11 protein-coding genes are annotated in these 17,348 nt (G+C 70.2%); 3 read left to right on the top strand and 8 right to left on the bottom strand.

Annotated features, from left to right (window positions below; genetic code table 11):
* Position 1: 1 nt before the first annotated feature.
* The 7 genes from ACWD3H_RS16560 to ACWD3H_RS16530 all read right to left on the bottom strand — a co-directional run bounded on the left by ACWD3H_RS16560 (position 2) and on the right by ACWD3H_RS16530 (position 12,354).
* Positions 2–2,044, bottom strand: a complete 2,043-nt coding sequence (locus ACWD3H_RS16560) for a S8 family peptidase (RefSeq protein WP_451955557.1) — start codon at positions 2,042–2,044, stop codon at positions 2–4.
* Positions 2,045–2,192: 148 nt separating this feature from the next.
* Positions 2,193–3,800: a glycosyl hydrolase family 18 protein gene (locus ACWD3H_RS16555; RefSeq protein WP_451955556.1), complete on the bottom strand. Its 1,608-nt coding sequence runs from the start codon at positions 3,798–3,800 to the stop codon at positions 2,193–2,195.
* A 317-nt stretch (positions 3,801–4,117) separates the two neighbouring features.
* Complete coding sequence (gene glgB / locus ACWD3H_RS16550) at positions 4,118–6,412, bottom strand: 1,4-alpha-glucan branching protein GlgB (RefSeq protein ID WP_451955555.1); 2,295 nt, start codon at positions 6,410–6,412, stop codon at positions 4,118–4,120.
* Between the two features lie 217 nt (positions 6,413–6,629).
* Positions 6,630–7,832, bottom strand: a complete 1,203-nt coding sequence (locus ACWD3H_RS16545; RefSeq protein ID WP_355567704.1) for a copper amine oxidase — start codon at positions 7,830–7,832, stop codon at positions 6,630–6,632.
* 3 nt (positions 7,833–7,835) lie between these two features.
* Entirely contained in the window at positions 7,836–8,510 is a 675-nt protein-coding gene (locus ACWD3H_RS16540) for a hypothetical protein (protein WP_451955554.1), read from the bottom strand.
* Positions 8,511–8,739: 229 nt separating this feature from the next.
* Positions 8,740–9,618 (bottom strand): alpha/beta hydrolase, encoded by an 879-nt coding sequence (locus ACWD3H_RS16535; protein WP_451955553.1) that lies wholly within the window; start codon positions 9,616–9,618, stop codon positions 8,740–8,742.
* Between the two features lie 3 nt (positions 9,619–9,621).
* The gene (locus ACWD3H_RS16530) at positions 9,622–12,354 is read right to left on the bottom strand and encodes an AAA family ATPase (protein ID WP_451955552.1); all 2,733 of its coding nucleotides are present in this window, start codon (positions 12,352–12,354) and stop codon (positions 9,622–9,624) included.
* Positions 12,355–12,910: 556 nt separating this feature from the next.
* Between ACWD3H_RS16530 and ACWD3H_RS16525 the strand changes: the two genes are divergently transcribed.
* Both ACWD3H_RS16525 and ACWD3H_RS16520 read left to right on the top strand, forming a co-directional pair.
* Entirely contained in the window at positions 12,911–15,361 is a 2,451-nt protein-coding gene (locus tag ACWD3H_RS16525) for a M14 family zinc carboxypeptidase (protein WP_451955551.1), read from the top strand.
* 297 nt (positions 15,362–15,658) lie between these two features.
* A complete protein-coding gene (locus tag ACWD3H_RS16520) occupies positions 15,659–15,967 on the top strand; it encodes a GNAT family N-acetyltransferase (RefSeq protein WP_350914504.1) in 309 nt (102 codons plus the stop codon).
* 57 nt (positions 15,968–16,024) lie between these two features.
* On the opposite strand, the gene ACWD3H_RS16515 is transcribed toward ACWD3H_RS16520, so the two are convergent.
* Positions 16,025–16,525, bottom strand: a complete 501-nt coding sequence (locus tag ACWD3H_RS16515; protein ID WP_451955550.1) for a GNAT family N-acetyltransferase — start codon at positions 16,523–16,525, stop codon at positions 16,025–16,027.
* Between the two features lie 195 nt (positions 16,526–16,720).
* Between ACWD3H_RS16515 and ACWD3H_RS16510 the strand changes: the two genes are divergently transcribed.
* A complete protein-coding gene (locus tag ACWD3H_RS16510) occupies positions 16,721–17,095 on the top strand; it encodes a hypothetical protein (RefSeq protein WP_451955549.1) in 375 nt (124 codons plus the stop codon).
* Positions 17,096–17,348 lie beyond the last annotated feature (253 nt).

Genomic DNA, 17,348 nt, shown 5'->3' with positions numbered 1-17,348 from the left:
ACTAGGCGGCTCGGCGGGCGTTCACCTGCTTCTTGAGCAGCGAGGCGGACGCGACGGGAGTGGTGCCCTTCAGGCGCTGCTTCTCCACCGAGGTGAGGACCGTCTTCAGCGTCGCCGTCTCCTTGATCTTCGCGGTGAAGTTCACCCCGCCGTTCGCCCAGTTCAGCCAGGCGGCCAGCAGCTCGCTCTCCAGCTTGGCCTTCGACGTCTTCTTCGCGGGTTTGAGCACCTTGTACGCGGTGCCCAGAGTGGAGGCGCGGGTGACCTCGGAGAAGACCTTGCTGGCCTTGCTCACCAGGCCGAGGTAGCAGCCGAGCGTCGCGTCCGGGATCGTCCCCTTGCCCCGGCTGATCTCCGTCGCCCACTGCGCGGTGGTCAGCGTCTTCGTGGACTTGCCGCGCGTGCACACCGTGGGGGCCGCCGTCGAGGGAGTTGTCGGGGGGACGGTCACCGTCACGGTGACCGTTACCGTCGGCAGCGGGATCGGCGTCGGCACCGGATCGGCCGGGGTGGGTGATGGGGAGGGACCCGAGCTCGGCTCAGGGCTGGTTTCCGGGTCGGGCTCCTCGGACGGGTCCTCGGGGGAGTCGGGGGAGTCGGGGGGAGGGGTCTGGGTGATGGGGTCGCCGGGGGCGCCCCCGGCGATCGCGGCGTTCAGGTCGAGGCGGGGGGTGGTCACGCTGTCGTAGGTGATCTGTCGGCCCGCGGTCTTCAGCGCGGCCTCCAGCGCGTCCGGGGTGCCCGGTGCCTTCTGGGCCATCAGCGCCAGGGCGCCGGTGACGAACGGGGTGGACATCGAGGTGCCGCTGTAGACCTGGTGGCCGCCGCCCGGCACCGCGGAGTCGATCTCCAGGCCGGGGGCGAAGAGGTCGAGCACGGAGCCGTAGTTGGACCAGTAGGGGATGTTGTCGTCGTCACCCGTCGCGCCCACGGTCACCGCGCCGGAGAGGCAGCCGGGAGCTCCGGAGCCGGACACGCCCTCGTTCCCGGCGGCGGCCACCACGGCCACGCCCTTGGCGCGAAGGTCGTCGATCCCGCCCTTCAACGACGCCACCTCGGGCTCGGCGTCGCACGCACTCTCGTAGAGGCCGCCGCCGAGGCTGAGGTTCACCGCGGTGATGTTCCTGCCGCCCTCCCTGAGCTTCGCGACGTGCTCAAGGGCGAGCAGGATCGTGGAGTCGAACGCGACCAGGCAGGCCCCGCCCGCCTCGTCGCAGTCGTTGAACCTGCTGAAGACCTGGATCGCCACGATGTCCGCGTCGGGGGCGACGGCGTGGGCGATGCCCGCCACGTGGGTGCCGTGGTCGCAGAGGTTGACCTGCTCGTGGACGCAGGCGGGGGTCTCGGCGTCGGCGGATCCGGGGTCGCTCGTCTGCCCGTTCGGGCACAGGGACTGCGCGCCCTCGTCCGTCGCGGAGAAGCAGACCTGCTCCACGACCTTGCCCCCGAAGTCGGGGTGGTCGGCGTCGATCCCGGTGTCGATGATCGCGATCGTCTGGCCCGCCCCCTTGATCCCGGCGGCGTGCGCCTTGTCCGCGCCGACCACCTGCAGGCTGGAGGCCAGCGAGCCCAGCGAACCCAGCGAGGCGGGGGAGTAGGTGCGGTCGCGGCGGATGGACAGGACGCGCGGGTCCTCGGCCAGCTTGGCGAGCGACTCGCCGCTGCCCTCGACCACGATGAACGAGGTGTCGGAGGGTTCGAGGACGACCTGGGCATCGGGTAGCCGCTCCGCCTCCCCGGCCACCGGCGCCGCCTCCTCGGGGGCCGCCAGTTCGACGATCACCCGGGTCCCGTCGCTCTCCGAGGCGAGCCCCGTCTCCAGCTTCGGCTGGGGTTCGCCGTCACCAGGCTGAGGCTCGCCGTCACCGGGCGGGGTCTCGCCGTCGGCGGGCGGGGCCGGTACGTCGGCGGGCGCGGTCTCATCCGGGCCGGGGGACGGACTCGCGGAGGCGCTTGGGGGAGCCGGAGGGCTCTCGGCGAGGGCGGGTACCGCAGGTGCGATGGTGAGAACCAACGCCATGGCCACCAGGGCTCGAACTCGCACACGTCCTCCGGGGGGATCAAAGGGCGTTTCGGAGTCTAAGCAGCGATATGCGCCGAGTGAATACTTTGCCCCGGATTTTGAGGATCTTCTCAGAAACTGCTCGACCCCCCGCGGCGTGACGCACACGGAGGGTCGAGTGATTGGGATATTACTTGAGACCGTTGGACATGGCGGTGATGAGCTCACCGTTCGCGGTGTCGCCGCTGGTCTCCCAGAAGAACGCACCGCCCAGGCCCTGGTTCTTGGCGTAGGTCATCTTGCCGGTGATGGTGGCGGGGGTGTCGTAGCCCCACCACTGGCCGTTGCAGAAGCCGTAGGCGGTGCCGGCGACGGTGCCGGTGGCCGGGCACTTGGTCTTGAGGACCTTGTAGTCCTCGTTGCCCTGCTCGTAGGTGCCGGGGGCGGGACCGGTGGCGGTGCCGCCGGGGGCCGCCTGGGTCACGCCGGTCCAGCCGCGACCGTAGAAGCCGATGCCGAGCATGAGCTTGTTGGCGGGCACGCCCTTGCCCTTCAGCTTCTGGATGGCGGCGTCGGAGTAGAAGCCGGGCTTCGTGGGGTTGGGGAGGGCGGTGAGGGGCGAGTGCGGAGCCGTCGGACCCTGGGCGTCCCAGGCGCCGAAGAAGTCGTAGGTCATCGGCATGAGCCAGTTGAGATTCGAGACCGCGCCGGCGTAGTCGGCGACGTCCATCTTGCCGCCGGTGGAGCCGTCGGCGGTGATGGCCGCCGTGACCAGGTTGCCGGTGCCGAACTTGGCCCGCAGCGCGGAGATCACGTTCTTGAACGCGTTCGGGCCGCTGTTGTCACAGGTGAGACCGCAGGAGTTGGGGTACTCCCAGTCGATGTCGATGCCGTCGAACACGTCCGCCCAGCGCGGGTCCTCGACCAGGTTGTAGCAGGATTCGGCGAACGCGGTCGGGTTGGCCGCGGCCTGGGTGAAGCCGCCGGACCAGGTCCAGCCGCCGAAGGACCAGATGACCTTGATGTTCGGGTACGCCTTCTTCAGCTTGCGGAGCTGGTTGAAGTTGCCGCGCAGCGGCTGGTCCCAGGTGTCGGCCACGCCGTCGACGCTCTGGTCCGCGGTGTATGCCTTGTCGTAGTCGGCGTAGGAGTCACCGATGGTGCACCTGCCGCCGGTGGTGTTGCCGAAGGCGTACAGGATGTGCGTCAGCTTGCTCGCGGAACCGCTGGTGACCAGGTTCTTCACGTGGTAGTTGCGGCCGTAGACGCCCCACTGGGTGAAGTAGCCGATGAGCTTCTTGGCGGAGGGGTCGACGGTCGGGGTCACGGTCGGCGTGGGGGTGGGGGTCGGGGTCACCGTCGGGGTCACCGTCGGAGTCGGGGTGGGCGTCGGGTCGGGGCCGCCGGTGCCGTCGCAGGTGGCGCCGTTCAGCTTGCAGTTCAGTACGCCGGACACCCCGCCGGGCGCGCCGTTGAAGCCGAAGCTCACCGAGGCACCCGCCGCCAGCGCGCCGTTCCACGACTTGTTGACGAAGGTGTAGTGGTTCCCGCTCTTGGTCATGTCCGCGTCCCACGCCGAGCTGATCGACTTGCCGGCGGGGAGGTCGAATTCGACCCGCCAACTCGTCAGCGCGCTCGTGCCGGCCTTGACGATGACCTTGCCCTCGAAGCCGGAGCCCCAGTCGGAGGCGGTCGAGTACGTCGCGGTTGCGGGTGTGGCGGCCGTCGCGTTGCCGATCCCCAGGGGAACCAGCAGCGCCGCCGCTGCGATGAAGGAGCCGATGGTAATTCGTCGCAAGGGTCGCTCCAGGTCAGAGAGTGCCAAGCCCCCGTACTCATAGGAAAGTTTCCTATTAGTTTCCTGAGCGTAGGTTCTCCTTCGCCGGCGGTCAATGCCTCGGTCATGGATATAAGGCCGATTTAAGGTTTTGGGGGAAGCGGGTGGAGGCAGGGGGGCGAAAACGCGGAAAGGGCCGGTCACGCGGTCGCGTGACCGGCCCTCTGCGGTCCGGTTCCCGGGGAGGCCGTTCCGAAGGGGCGGCGCCCGAACGTCGCCGTCGCCTCACCGGTCAAGAGACAGGTCAGGGAGCCGATCGCCGGGGCACCGAGCCTCGATCAGGCCGGTTCGGCCTCCTCGCGCTCCTCCGGCTCGTCGGCGGGCGAATCGGTCGCGGCACGCCTCCCCGGTTGCTCCCGTACGACCTCCACCGCGCGCTCGTCCGCTGCGGGCTCCACGGTGGGCTCCACAGTGGACTCAGGCGCGCCGGGGTGGCGCAGCCAGAGGGCGCCCAGCGGCGGGACGCGCAGCGTGGTGGAGTACGGCAGGCCGTGGCGCTGCTCCTCGACGGCCTCGGCGGAGCCGAGGTTGCCCACGCCGCTGCCCCCGTAGTCGTAGGCGTCGGTGTTGAGCACCTCCTCCCACGAGCCGGGGAAGGGCAGGCCGAGGCGGTAGTTCTCGTGCGGGGCGCCGGAGAAGTTGGCCACGCAGGCCACCGCCGAGCCGTCCTCGGCGTAGCGGAGGAAGGAGAACACGTTGCCCAGCGCGTCGTCGGCGTCGATCCAGCGGAACCCTTCGGGGGAGGCGTCCACGCTCCACAGGGCGGGAGAGTCCTTGTAGACCCGGTTGAGGTCGCGGACCAGCCGCTGCACCCCCCTGTGCCCGTCGAAGTCGAGCACCCACCAGTCGAGCCCGCGCTCCTCCGACCACTCCGAGCCCTGGCCGAACTCGCCGCCCATGAACAGCAACTGCTTGCCGGGGTGGGCCCACATGAAGGCGAACAGCGCGCGCAGGTTCGCGAACCGCTGCCACTCGTCGCCGGGCATCTTGCCGAGCAGCGACCCCTTGCCGTGCACCACCTCGTCGTGCGACAGCGGCAGCACGAAGTTCTCCGAGTACGCGTACATCAGCGAGAACGTCATCTGGTGGTGGTGGTACTGGCGGAAGATCGGCTCGTGCCTGAGGTAGGCGAGCGTGTCGTGCATCCAGCCCATGTTCCACTTGAAGCCGAAGCCGAGCCCGCCCAGGTGCACGGGACGTGAGACGCCCGGCCACGCGGTCGACTCCTCGGCGACGGTGACGATGCCCGGCGCCTCGCGGTAGGCGACCGCGTTCATCTCCTTGAGGAACTCGACCGCGTCGAGGTTCTCCCTGCCGCCGTACTCGTTCGGCGTCCACTCGCCCTCGCGCCGCGAGTAGTCGAGGTAGAGCATCGAGGCCACCGCGTCGACGCGCAGCCCGTCGACGTGGAACTCGCGCAGCCAGTACACCGCGTTGGCGACCAGGAAGTTGCGCACCTCCCTGCGGCCGAAGTCGAAGATGTAGGTGCCCCACTCGGGGTGCTCGCCCCGCGCGGGGTCGGCGTGCTCGTACAGCGGGGTGCCGTCGAACCTGGCCAGCGCCCAGTCGTCCATCGGGAAGTGTGCGGGCACCCAGTCGACCAGCACCCCGATGCCCGCCTCGTGCAGGCTGTCGACCAGGTGACGGAAGTCGTCGGGGGAGCCGAAACGGGCGGTCGGCGCGTAGTAGGACGTCACCTGGTAGCCCCAGGAACCGCCGAACGGATGCTCGGCCACCGGCATGAACTCCACGTGCGTGAACCCCATGTCCACCACGTAGTCGACCAGCTCGACGGCCAGCTCCCGGTACGACAGGCCGGGGCGCCAGGAGCCGAGGTGTACCTCGTAGACGCTCATCGGCTCCCGCACCGCGACGCTGTCGGCGCGGCGCCGCATCCACTCCTCGTCCCGCCAGGTGTACTCCGACTTCTCGATCACCGACGCGGTCGCGGGCGGCATCTCGGTACGCCGGGCCATCGGGTCGGCCTTGGCCCGCCAGATCCCGTCCGAGCCGAGGATGCCGAACTTGTAACGGTCGCCGGGGCCGAGACCGGGGATGAACAGCTCCCACACACCCGACCTGCCGAGCGAGCGCATGGGGTACGCGGTGCCGTCCCAGTGGTTGAAGTCGCCGATGACCCGGACACCATGGGCGTTGGGCGCCCACACGGCGAAGGCCGTGCCCTCGGTGTCCTCGTGCCGCATGACCCGCGCGCCGAGGGTCTCCCAGAGCCGCTCGTGGCGCCCCTCGCCGATGAGGTGCAGATCCATCTCGCCCAGCGTGGGCCAGTGCCGGTAGGGGTCGTCCGTCTCGTAGGGCTCGGCATCGGGGTAGGCGATCCGGAGCCGGTAGTCGGGGATCTTGTCGAGGCCGGGGATCGTCACCGCGAAAACGCCGTGGGCCACGTGCCTCATGTCGTGGGCCCTGTCGTCGACGAGGGCCTGGACCTTCTGCGCCAGCGGGCGCAGCGTCCGTATCGTCACGCCCTCGGGACCCTGGTGCGCCCCGAGGATCGAGTGCGGGTCATGGTGCGCTCCGCCCGCGAGCCGGTCCAGGTCCAAGTGCGCGTTCATGACTCACTCCCGTAGATCGATAGCCCCTACCTTGCCCTACCCGGGTCTCTCAACCCATGCCCTTGTCCACTATCACCATGCGTGCTGGGAAAAGGTGCAGATCTGAGTGAGAGAAAAGTGACGATTATTGGTTATATGGGGCATACCGGAACGCCCTCCGCCGGCGGTGCCGGGCACCCGGGCCGGGCGAGGCGCCCGGCCCGGATGCCCGGCGGCGTCAGTACGGGTTCTTGGCGGTGACGTCGCGGGGGGTGATGCGGAAGCCCTGCCAGTGGCTCGGCATGGGGTCGGCGTCCTCGTCGCGGGGGACGTGGTGGTAGCCGACGTTGACCCACAGGACCGGGTCGGTCAGTCGCTCGCCGTTGGTGTAGCGGTCGACGGACCTGGCGCACTGGGGAGTCGGGTTGACGCTCGCCAGGCGCTCGCAGGAGCGGTAGTCGGTGACGTAGAGATCGGCCCGGGTGAAGGCCTCGTCGGCGGGGCCCCGGTACTGGGCGCTGTCGGAGTTGTTGATCTCCCAGGAGACGCGGTGCCCGTCGGCGTTGCGCACCTTGCGGTCCACCACCCGCCACCAGCGCATCGGCCTGCTGACGGCCTTGGTCTCCGTGCTGAACGTCGTCCGCTCGAGCCGCCGGTTCGCGGTGCCCGAGCCGCTGAAGTCGTACTGCTCCACGACGTCGTCGGCCCGGCCCGCCACGTCGAAGTCCAGGCGCCAGAAGATGTTGTGCGTGTGGCTCGCCTCGAACTTGTCGTCGCCCACCCCGATGGGCCAGCCGTGCTCCGGCGTGGTGGTGAATCCGGCGAGTGACCCGGTGGCCCCCACCCGCGGGGTGATCGCGCCGTCGTCGGAGAAGGCCCATTCGGCCAGGTAGGTGTACCAGCCGACCTGGAAGGCGGCGAACACCACCAGGTCACGCCCCTGGGCAGTCAGGTTCGGCTGGTCGGGGACCGACTTCAGGTACGCGTGGCCGCGGGCCCTGGTGGTCACGCAGACGAACTGCTCGCGACGCTCGCCGAGCGGGCAGTCGGCCGCCCGGAGCGGGATGGCGGTGTAGCCCAGCGACCCGATGTCGTGGTAGCGCGGCCGGCCCCTGTCGTAGGGCACGTGGATCTGGGCCAGCGAGGTGCTGCGCAGCACGGCGATCGCCCGCTGGTTCCTCGGTGTGTAGACGACCCTGGTCAGGGTCAGCCCCTCGACGTTGCGCATCTCCCAGCAGAGCTGCCAGCGCGCCCCGTTGGGCAGGGTCTTGTCGATCCGGTACGGCGCGTTACACGGTGCCGTCGCGGGCTGCGCGGCGGTCGTCTCCGCCGGAGCGCCGGACGACGCACCGGGCGAGGGGGGCGGCGGTATCGGTGCGGCCTGTGGGGCGGTGAGAGTTCCGGCGAGCAGGGCGCAGGAGAGGGCGAAGCGGAGGAACACTGATTACCACTCCAGGGTGTGGATCTTCTTGGCGGACAGGTCGACGATGAGCCGGCTGGTGTCCAGCCAGGTGCCGTCGGGCAGCCGGACGAACAGCCGCAGGCACCGGTGGACCTCGCACCGCCTGGCCGGTCCCTTCTCGCCGGACGGGGTGAAGATCAGCCCGCGCAGCCCCAGGTCCGCCGCCGACCCCAATTGCCCGCCCCCCGCCCTGGCGTACGCCTCGCGCGCGACCTTGCCGTATCCCGGGTGGGCCAGCAGGAGCCCGGCGGCCGTCGTCTCCTCCTCCTTCGACGGCGGCGGCTGCACCCCCCGGGCCACCGTCTCCCGCACGACGGTGCCCCGGCCGAGGTCGACGGTCCGCACGATGAGCCGGTCACTGCCGTAGTCGTAGAGATACGCGTCCGCACGGCGGCGGTCCGAGGTGTCCTTGTCGTCGTCGCGCTCCACGTAGAGCAGCTTGATCCGCCCCGCGGCCAGGTGCGATCTGGAGCCCGCCGACGCGATCGTGGTGGCCTGGGCGACCTCCTGACCGGTCAGCGGATCCTCCCGTGCGGGCATCTGCGGGGCGGACCTCGCCGCCTGCGACCCCTGCTCGCCGGAGACGAACAGCAGCGCACCGGCGACGACGGCCACCCCCGCCCCCGCGATCGCCGTCACGATCAACCTTCGCCCCATGAGTGCCCTCTTTACTCACCGTTGACTTTTCATTGCGAAGGGTAGCGATCGGGGAGGGAGGTGGCGGGTCTAAAGGCGTATTGCGTTTTTGGTGGGTGTTACTGAGGTTTGTGGAACTTGATGGCCTTCTTGGGGGCCCAGCTGCCGTCCGTGCCGCATCCGGGGGGCGGCCCGGTGCTCGATGCCCTTGCTCTGCGTCGAACGGCTCGTCGTCGATCAGGAACGCGCGTCACTCTGCTGTGTGCGCGAGGATGGCGGCGGCCAGTTCCTCGTGCGCCTCGGGCGGCAGTGTGTGCCCCATGCCCGCCACGATCGTCAGCCGCGCCCCCGGGATCTGCTCGGCGATGATCGCGCCGTGACCCGGTTTGACCGGCTCGTGGCTGCCCTCGATGACCAAGGTGGGTGCCTTCACCCGGTGTAGCACGTCCACCGGCTCGAAATCGGGGTTGCCCGCTGCGGCCAGCCGGTGATTGGCCACCGCTGACAGGTCGCGGGCCCGCTCATGGATCCGCTCCTGCAGCCGGCGCGCCGCGTCCTCGTCGAAAGACAGCCCGGTGCCGTGCAGCACGCGCTGCTCGGCGATCATGCCGTCGATCAGCGCGCGCCGGTCCTGCGGCGGCGGGGCGGCCATCAGCGCGCGGTAGAAGGCCACGAACTCCGGCGCCGGCTCGGGCAGGCTCCCCTCGGGCTGTGGCTGCCCCGTCAGGGCCCGCAGGAGCACCTGGCCCTCGCCACCGCCGAGCGGCGAGGAGGCGATGACGGTCAGCGAGCGCACCCGCTCCGGCCGTTCCACGGCGATGAACTGGCCGAGCAGCCCGCCCGCCGAGTGGCCGACCAGGTGCGCGCCGTCCAATCCGTGGGCGTCCATCACACGGTAGACGTCGTTCTTGATGTCGTCCCACGTGTACGGCTCGGTCGCGAAGTCGACGGTGCCCGACATGCCGGTGTCACGGTGGTCGTACCGGATCACCCGGCGGCCTCCGGCGGTCAGGCGGCCGACGAGCTCGTCCGGCCAAAGGATGCCCTGCGACATCGAACCCATGATCAACAGGATCGGCGCGTCCGTCTCGGCGCCGAACTCCTCACTCCAGATGGTCACGTTTTGCATGCCTCAGAGCATGTCGTCTCCGGCTACGGGCGCCTTCTGTAGAACTACTAGCCGCGCCAGATCCGTACGGGAGCCGATGCCCAGCTTCGGATAGATCTTGTACAGGTGGTACTCGACCGTGCGCGGGCTCAGGAAGAGCCGGGCGGCGATCTGCCTGCTCGACAACCCGTCGGCGACCAGGCCCGCGATGCGCAGCTCCTGCGGGGTCAGCGCGTCGAGCACGGCCGCGGGCGGGGCCTGCCCGCTCTCTCCCGCCGCCCGCAACTCCTCCAGCGCGCGCCGCGCCCACGGCCGGGCACCCGCCTGCTCGAACGTCTCCCACGCCGTCCGCAGATGCGCCCGTGCCTCGCCCGGCCGCTGCGCGCGGCGCAGACGCTCACCCAGCAGCAGGGCCGTCCTGGCCGCCTCGAACGGGTTGGTGTGCAGCCGCAGCGCCTCGCCGAAGGCGTCCTCGGAGGCGTCGGCCAGGCCCCGGCAGCGAGCCAGCAGCGCGCGCGATTCGGGCGTCGCGGCGTGCGCCGACCACTGCTCGTACGCCTCCAGCGCCGCCCGCGCGCCCGCCTCGTCGCCCGCGCACACGGCGGCCTCGACGCGGTCCGGCGCCATCCGCCACACCACGGTCGGATGCCCGGCGCCCGGTCGCGCCGCGGCGATGGCCGTGAAACGGTCGTGCGCCGCCGCGTAGCGGCCCAGGCACAGGTCGAGCATCGCCAGCGCGTACGCCGCAACGCCCGCGCGCAGTCCCACCCGGTGCGGGATGGCGATGGCCAGCGCCTCGCGGGCCTGCCGCTCGCAGGGCTCCTCCTCACCCCGCAGAGCCGCCAGCACCGCCAGGTTGGCCAGGTGCGCGGCCACCGTGTTCTCGTACCCGGCCTCCCGGGCCAGCGCCAGGCCCTCCTCGGAGACGGCCTGGCTGCGCGCCAGCCGACCGCCGATACGCTCTGCGGTCGCCACGAACTCCAGTACGACGGGCAGCTGCCCGGTCATCCCCGACACCCTGGCCACTCGCCCGGCCCGCTCGGCCATCTCGGCCGCCAGATCCGACTCGCCCAGAGCGCTGGCCGCGGCCGTCGCCCACAGGTACCCCGCCGCGTCCTCCAGCTCGCCGGCCCGCACCAGTGCCCGCCGCAGCAGGCCCGGCCCGGCGGCGTCGCCGTCCAGAGTCAGGCCGATCCCGGCCACCGTGTCCCGCAAGAACCCTTCGGGGTGCGCCGCCGCCCGTCGGCCGAGCTCGACGATGGCCGCCGTGTCACCGACGTACGAGGCCGCCTCCACGGCGTCGGCCAGCATGTCCAAGCTGTCACCCGCCGCCAGGATCCGTACGGCCTCGGCGGCGTTGCCCGAGTTCAGCTCGAACCGGCCCCGGAGCTGGGCGATCTCCATGGCGAGGGTGGCGTCCCCGCCGGCCCGTTCGCGCGCCTCGGCCAGCAGCGACTCCGCCTGTCCCGGGCGGCCGCCGAGCCAGGCCGCGACGGCGGCGTCCTTCAGGCGGACGGCACGGGCGCGCGGCTCGGGGGTCAGCTCGGCGGCCCTGGCCAGGGCCGTGGCGGCGGCGCCGTACCCGCCACGGTCACGCGCCCGCTCCGCGGCGGCCACCAGCGCAGCGGCGACCTGCTCGTCCTGACCCAGGGCGGCTCCGGACAGGTGCCAGGCGCGGCGGTCATCCGCGGTCAGCTCCGCCAGAACGGCGTGCACGCGGCGAACATCGGCGGCGCCGGCCGCCTCGTGCACCGCGGATCGGATGAGCGGATGACCGAAACGCACGCTCGTGCCCGACACCTCGGCCAGCCCGCTCTCCTCCAGCTCGGCCAACGCCACCCGCCCGGCCCCGACCTCCGTCCCCGGCCCGGATGAGGCCGATCGGGCCGCGTTCGCGCCAGGCCGTACCGGTTGCTCGGCAAACAGCCGCTCAGTGGCGCGCAGGACCAGATCGAGGTCGGCCGCTACGGCGGCGACCAAGGCGACCAGCCGGGCAGCGGCCGACAACCCGCTCACCCGATCGCCGAAGAGCCGGGCGCCGGCGGGCAGTGGGTCGGGTAGCGGTTCGCGCCCGGCGAGCTGCGCGGGCGTCAGGCGGGCGGCGATCTCACCCAGGGCGAGCGGGTTCGCGCCGGTCAGCGTGACGAGCTCCCGTTTCACCTGGGCGGGCAGCACACCGTGGCGGGACTCCAGCAACTCGGCCGCGGCGGACTCGGCCAGACCGCGCACGTTCACCGTCAGCGGCACGCCCTTGACAGGAGCCTCCCCGCGTACGGCGAACAACATCGCGATCCGTTCCGTCCCCAACCGCCTGGCGGCGAACAGCAGCGCATCGGCCGAGGCCCGGTCGACCCACTGGAAGTCGTCGACCACGCACATCAGCCCGTCCGGCGCGGCCGCCTCGGCCAACAGCGAGAGCACACCGGCCCCCACCAGGAACCGATCGCCGAGACTGCCCGCGGCAAGCCCCAGGGCCGCGCGCACGGCATCGCGCTGCGGCTCGGGCAGTGCGTCGAGCGAACCGGCCACCGGCCACAGCACCTGGTGCAGCGCCGCGAACGCGAGGTCGGACTCGGACTCAACGCCGGTGGCCCGCAACACCCGCATCGCACCACCGCGCGCGGCCGCCGCGTCGAGCAAGGCGGTCTTGCCCGCGCCTGCCCCGCCCCGCAACACCACCGCGCCGCCGGAACCGTCGCGAGCCCGCGCGATCACCTCGTCGAGTGCGCTGATTTCCGCAGATCTGCCGTAAAGCACAAACACCCACTGTAGGAGGCCGCCACGCTGCCCCGTCCCGCACAGAGCCGCTTCTCACAGACACTCGATTCCGAGAGAAGATCACCAAAACGCCGCACGGGACGGCCGACAGCCTCGAATCCCTCTCATGACTCGTTCTCCCGCAAGTCCTCGACCGAGGTTGTTTTGAGAAATGTTTGTGAGAGGGTTCGGGGCATGGCTGATGCCCCCAAGCGCCTCGCCGGCAGGCGCCGGCCGGCGGTGGGGCCGACGACAGGGGTCGCCGATCGCGACATATATGCACTAAGGACTACAAATCGCCCAAACAGTCATCAATTACGCGATGTACTTACTTGACAGGCTATTGATCTTTGCTATATACCACAGTCCTGGGGTGAATGGCATAAGTCATATATAACCTTCATGTGAATATTTGCTTACAGAATTTAAGTACGCCTGATATGCCCTTTTGGGGCCTTGACGAATATTCGGCCTCTGGCGAGGATTCTTGCCAATTGCGCACTTCATTCCAGAATGACCAACTACCTGGGGTGTGCGCGAACTGGAGGAATTTTTCATGAGGAGCCCCCTCAACGGGAGGAGAGTCGGTCGCGCCGCGGTCGTGCTCGCCCTGCCCCTTGCCCTCAGCCTCAGCGCGATGCCTGTGCTGGCCGATCCGGCGCCGCAGGCCAGTGAGGTCGCCCCCGACCGGCAGTCCAGCACAGAGCAGAACGGCGTGGCGCTGCTGCGCGTCATCGTTCCCGACCAGGAGTCCATCGACCGGCTCAACAACATGGGCGTCGACCTCGCGGAGTACCGCAGGCCCGTCGACGAGGGTCTGGAGGTGCACGCCGTACTGAGCCCGGAGGAGGCTCAGGAACTGCGCGTCCTCGGCTTCGACGTGCGTGATGCCATCTCCGACCAGGCCGATGTGGCCGAGAACAGGGCCGCACGGCAGGAGGCGCTCACCAAGGCGGCGCAGGCGGAGGCGGCGGACGTCGACACGCTGACCCCGCTCCGCGCCGAGTGGTTCACCAGCCTCGACAACGAGCACTTCCTCTCGGTGGAGGTCAAGTCGAGCGCCACCGACGCGCAGACCGTGCTCACCGCCACCTGGGACAGCGGGAAGAACACGGCCCCCGACTCGGGCGGCACCACGACGATGTCGCGCTTCACCGACGCCGGCCAGTACATGTACCACCGGTTCAGCTCGCCCATCGCTCTCACCGCGGTTCCCACCAAGGTCACCATCACCAGCAACCGGGGCGGCTCGGTCACGGTCCCGGTGACCAAGTGGCTGGGTGAGAGGCGCAAGGCGCCGAGCAAGCACTACGTCGCGGACTTCGTCGACCGCTACATGGACCCCACCGAGCTCACCAACCGGATCACCGCCCTGGCCGCGGAGTTCCCGAAGATCAGCCAGATCGTCGACCTGCCCAACAAGACGAACGGCTACCGCCGGGCGGCACAGGCCCAGTTCGGCACGGTCGCGGCGAGCACGCTCTACGTGACCTCGAAGGCGTACGGGCACGAGGGCGGCAACGACATCAGCGTCGCCCTGGTCAAGCCCGAGGCCCCCTCCAGCGCGCTGAGCGTCTCGGTGAGCGGCAAGGACGTCGTGGTCAGCCTCGGCACCGACGCGTCCGGTGCGATCAACAGCACCGCCGCCCAGGTGGTCACGGCGCTCAACGGCAACGGCGCGGCGTCGGCGCTGCTGACCGCCGCCACCTACCGGGGCAACGCCGGCACCGGCCTCGTCGCCGCCGCCGCGGCGACGAAGCTGACCGACAACCTCAAGGCGCCGGCCACCGTCTCGCGCGACCCGTTCCAGACGAAGGTGCTGCGCATCGGCAAGAAGCGCGACGGTTCGAAGACCGGTGTGTTCCTCTACTGCCAGGAGCACGCCCGCGAATGGGTGACCCCGCTGGTCTGCCTGGAGACCGCCGAGCGGCTGCTGCGCAACTACGCCCGTGACGGGCAGACCAAGAAGCTGGTCGACGACCTCGACATCTTCATCATGCCCACGTCCAACCCCGACGGCGGGCACTACAGCATGTACGACTACAACATGCAGCGCCGCAACATGTTCAACCACTGTGACGCGACCAACGGCGACCCGGCACGGCGCAACTCCTGGGGCGTGGACCTGAACCGCAACTTCTCGGTCGGGTCGGTGTTCGACGGCTACAGTGGCGCCTCGACGGTCTGCACCAGCGACACCTTCGCGGGCCCGGCCGAGCTGTCCGAGCCTGAGGCGCGCAACCAGGTCTGGCTCACCAACCAGTACCCGAACATCAGGTTCGCGATGAACACGCACTCCTACGGCGGCTACTTCATGTGGCCTCCGGGCGCCTACAAGGCCGCCGGGCGCGAGCTGCTGCCGCGGGTCGACTACGGCACGGAGAACTTCTTCTGGAAGGCCTCCGACCACATCCTGTCCGCGGTCCAGTCCTGGCGCGGTACGGCGATCTGGCCGGGTCGCACCGGTCCGGTGACGGACGTGCTGTACTCCGCGGCCGGTAACAGCGCCGACGAGCACTGGTACAACCGGGGCATCATCGGCTGGGACTTCGAGGTCGGCGCGGACGTCTACAACCCGGAGACCAAGCGCTTCCAGGCGGTCGGCTTCCAGCCGCCGTTCGAGGAGGGCCACGAGGAGGCGATGGAGTTCGCCGCCGGTCAGATCGGCATCCTGGAGGTCGCCAGGTCCTTCTCCGACGACAACAAGCAGCCGAAGTCGGAGCTGAGCGTGACGGGGCAGACCAGCACCTCGGCCACGTTCACCTTCAAGACCGACGAGCCCGCCAACGTGTACTACACGCTGGACGGCAGCCGCCCGACGCTGAGCTCCACCAAGCTCGCCGCCGCGGGAATGCGTGAGAGCGCGCAGCAGATCACGATCGACAAGACCACCGAGGTGCGCTGGTTCGCCGTTGACATCGCCGGCAACGTCGAGAACAACTACAAGCCGGACGGCAAGGGCAACAACTTCCGCAAGGAGAAGGTGAAGGTCCGCGACGCCCGCTGACCCCGCCTGACGTTCGCACGGCCGCCGGTCCACCGACCGGCGGCCGTCGTTCAGCCGCACCACCGGCACGTGGGACGGCTCTGCCGATGTCCTGCTCCGGTACGGTGCCGGCCCGGCGACCTGACCGGTTGCCGGCCGGACGGGAAGGCGGGGCGATAAGGCATGGGACACGGTCGGCTACATTCGTCCGTACCAGTCCTTCGGGCTGCCCCAGCTGACATCTCACCGATCGCGGAGGGCTCCGCCCGGCCGTGCCGGGCCGGGGAGGCCGAACGCGATCGAAGCCGAGGAGGACATATGACGGTCAAGGTCACCGACGCGCCCGAGGCACGCCGCTACGAGGCGCGGTTGGAAGGCGGGTCCGAGGTCGTGGGGTTCGCGGAGTACATCCGCACGCCGGATCTGATCGCGTTCGTGCACACCGAGGTCGGCCCGGTCCACGAGGGCAAGGGAATCGGCTCCGCGCTGGTTCGCGTCTCTCTGGACGCGGCGCGGGAGTCGGGGCTGAGCGTGCTGGCAACCTGCCCCTTCTACCTGGCCTGGATCAGCCGCCACCCCGAGTACGCCGATCTCCTCTACCAGAACCGCAGCCGGGTCAGCGACTGAACGGACGGAGCGGCGAACCCCATCCGGTGCTGGATTCCCGCCGCCCCGATCCCGCTCTCACGATCCTCCAGGGTATGGCGGCAGGAGATCCCACTCCCGCCAGGAGATCTCCCTGCCGGGCCAGCGGACCGAGGCGTACGGCCACGCCTCGCGCAACCAGGCGCGGACCACCGGCTCCAGCTCCTCCTCCAGGCCGGTGCCCTCCTCGTCGGCCCGTACCCAGAGCGACACGTCGGCGTCGGCCCCCTGCCTTTCCGGGGGATCGACGTAGACGCACCCGAGCAGGCGGGAGCCGTCGGGGCTCATCACCGCGTAGTTGAACGACCTGCGCAGCAGCGCCTCCTTCTGGTGCCAGGCCAGATCGATCAGGTTGTCCTCCAGCGTCATGTCGTCGAGCGGCCAGCCGCCCCACAGCGGGAAGCGCTCCCGCAGCCGGGCGGCGCTGCTCATCACGGCGTCGAAGTCACGCACCGCGTCGTGCACCGTGATGGGCCGGATGCGGAACCGCTCATGCTCCACACCCGCGGGAATCTCATGGGTTCTTGGTAGGAACGACATACGGAACAGCCTGACGCGCCCGCCTTGGCAGCCGCTGAACTGCCGCTTGCCGGGGCCGGGTTCCGGCAGATCTTCCTGGCCGGACCGGACGAAGGGGCCGGTTCCACCGCTCGCCGGCGGGTCCGGGATCGGCGAGTCCAGGGGCACCGGACTGGGCGTGTGCCTGTTTTCGCTGGTTGGGCTATGGTCGGCAGCATGGCGACCTCGTGGCGAACCCCACGTGAGTCCACCGCCCTGTCCGGGGTGGTGGGCTTGGTTCTGGCCGCCCTACTGCTCGCCGCCCTGGCCCCGGCCTCGTACGGCGGCGGCCCCGTCCAGCGGTCCGCCGGAGCGATCGGCGACATCTGGGAGCCCGGGAACTGGCTCGAACAGTCGTCGACCATGCCGCGGGCATCCGCCGGTGCCTTCGAGCACCTGCCGGCCCTCCGGCGGCTGCACCAGCGCTCCGCCTCCGATCTGACGAACCTGTTACCGCTCCTGTCCCCCGCGTGGCGGGATCCGGACATGGTGCGCAGCCCCCAGTTGGCCACTCACCGGACCTCGGGCTCGCGCAGCCCGCCCCTGATCTAGCCGATCCATTCCCCTTCACCACCTGTCGGGCCACGCGCTCGACCGGCGGGTGGCGTACGCGCGCCGGTGTTCACCGAACACCCGGGTGCGCGCTCTGCCGTCCGCCGTGTCCGCGTGTCACCGGACAGAGTCGTGGAACGGCCGTGGCTCTGTGCACACTCCCGCTCCGGCCGATACCCCGCAGGTTTCATCGGGCCGTACTCCGGCCCGTTTCACGCCATGCCCGCGAGGCCGCGACCAGGCCCCGCCGGGC

The sequence above is a fragment of the Streptosporangium sp. NPDC002607 genome (assembly GCF_053592655.1).
The sequence above is the reverse complement of the archived record's forward strand: the minus strand, read 5'-3'. Positions and strand labels throughout refer to the sequence as shown.